Source organism: Roseimarinus sediminis, from assembly GCF_050433125.1.
GTDB classification, from domain to species: domain Bacteria; phylum Bacteroidota; class Bacteroidia; order Bacteroidales; family Prolixibacteraceae; genus Roseimarinus; species Roseimarinus sediminis.
This window is the reverse complement of the sequence record NZ_JBNPXV010000039.1, coordinates 1-2,167: the sequence shown is the minus strand read 5'-3', so window position 1 is coordinate 2,167 and position 2,167 is coordinate 1. Positions and strand designations below refer to the sequence as shown.

Sequence of the window (2,167 nt, the reverse complement as noted above, 5' to 3'; positions counted from 1 at the left end):
AAATATTTATAACTATTTTGCAATGGCGGCATAAGGTGGCTAAAAAACCGCCAATTTTTAAGAACTGTAGTTGGTTTTTAGACAGACTGCCGTTAGTGGCAAGCAAAAGAAACCACAGTGCAAATAATAAACTATGCCGATAATAATAGATAACATAGAATTAGACGAAACAAATGTTGAATTCAATTATGCTTCTGATTTTGTAAAGCATACGGATAGACTTGTTTATTTGACTGGTAAAGCAGGTACTGGTAAAACTACTTTTTTAAAATACCTACGAGAGACTACCAAGAAAAATACTGTAATTCTTGCTCCTACTGGAGTAGCTGCGGTAAATGCAGGAGGACAAACAATACATTCTTTCTTCCAAATTAAACCAAGTGTTTATGTACCAAATGATAAGCGATTAAGGACTAAACCTGATTTGGCTGACATAGATAAAAGCACCATATTTGACCATTTCAAATTCTTTAAAGAGAAATTGGAGATTATTAGAGGTATGGAACTTCTAATAATTGACGAAATCTCAATGGTTCGGTGTGATTTAATTGATGTTGTAGATAAATTACTTCGTGTTTTCAGGAGAAAGGAGAATGCACCATTTGGCGGTGTTCAAGTGATTTTGATTGGAGACACTTTTCAATTAGCTCCTATTGCAAGACCTGACGAGTGGGATATTCTAAAAGAGTTTTATTCAACTGAATTCTTCTTTGGTTCAAAAGTTATTGAGCATAATAAGCCTGTATATATTGAATTAAAGAAAATATATCGGCAAAATGAACAAGAATTCATAGACCTTTTAAACAGAGTTCGTATAAATAAAGTTACAGCAAATGAATTAGGAGTATTAAACTCAAAGTTTAATCCCACGTTCTCTCCTGAAAATGGGGCAAATTACATTACACTCGCAACCCATAATAAAATAGTTGATAGCACGAATCTTACAAAATTAGCTGAATTAGAAACAGAGTTAAAATTATTCGAAGCTACTGTTACAGGGACTTTTCCTGAAAACATAATGCCGACTGACAGAATCTTGCAATTAAAGCAAGGTGCTCAAATTATGTTCATCAAGAATGACAGAGCGAAAAGATACTTTAATGGTAAGATTGCTAAAATAAAATCAATAGAAGATAACACTATAATTGCTGAGTTCTCTGAAGGTGACGAAATAACAGTTGAAAAACAGGAATGGGAAAATGTAAAATATAAATGGAATAACGAGGAAAAGAAAATTGAGGAGGAAATAATTGGAACATTTACTCAGTTTCCAATAAAATTAGCATGGGCGATTACGGTCCATAAAAGTCAAGGTCTGACATTTGAAAAAGTCATTGCAGATTTAGGGGCTGCATTTGCATCAGGACAAGTTTATGTTGCTTTAAGTCGCTGTACAACTTTCAATGGTCTGGTTTTAAAGACTAAAATTCACAACCATGCTATAAAAACAGACCCTAAAGTTTTAGGTTTTGCTCAAAATGAAACTCCAAGTACATTGATTGTTCAAGAATTAAATGCAGGTAAAGCTGACTTCTATTATAAAAAGTCAAGAGAAGCTATTCAGAACAATGATTTCAATGCAGTTTACGATAACTTTACTCAAGCAATAAAATATAGGAATGACATTGAAACAAGTGGATTTAAAAAATACTTTATCACTATTGCTTCAAAAATTTCGTCATTTAAAAACAAATATTATGGGCTTAAGGAAGCACATGAAGAATTAGCTAAAATCAAAACTGAAATTGAAAACACAAATAATGAATTGTTAAAGGAAAATTCTGAAAACTCTGACAAAATTAGCAAGCAGAATGATTCAATAAAACTCTTACTTGATAAAACAAAAGAGTTTGAAAAGTTAACGAATCAGCAAGAGGGTGAATTAAAGGATTTAGTTGAAAAAGTAAACAATCGAGAAAGGACAATTGAGGATAAAGAATCAATTATTCAACAGCAGAAAAAAGCGATTACGGAATTAGAACAAATACTAATGGTTAAAGAGAACGAAATAATTAGATTAAGGAATTTAAAATGGCATCAAAAATTACTTGGGAAGGAATAATGCCAGCCACTAATAAATAGAACTCTGAGCGGCGCGCAGCGCCCAGTGAGGAGTTTCGGTTGAACTACATCCATCCCGCTACGGTGCTATGTACTTAAAGAAGGT

General features: G+C 32.8%; 1 protein-coding gene. It reads left to right on the top strand.

What is annotated here, in order from left to right; genetic code table 11:
* Positions 1 to 133: 133 nt before the first annotated feature.
* Entirely contained in the window at positions 134 to 2,062 is a 1,929-nt protein-coding gene (locus tag FHS86_RS19075) for an ATP-dependent DNA helicase (protein ID WP_429417647.1), read from the top strand.
* Positions 2,063 to 2,167 lie beyond the last annotated feature (105 nt).

What these genes read in the sequence shown, in the direction of transcription:
- FHS86_RS19075 (WP_429417647.1), top strand. Translation starts at nt 134, where the DNA reads ATGCCGATAATAATAGATAACATAGAATTAGACGAAACAAATGTTGAA.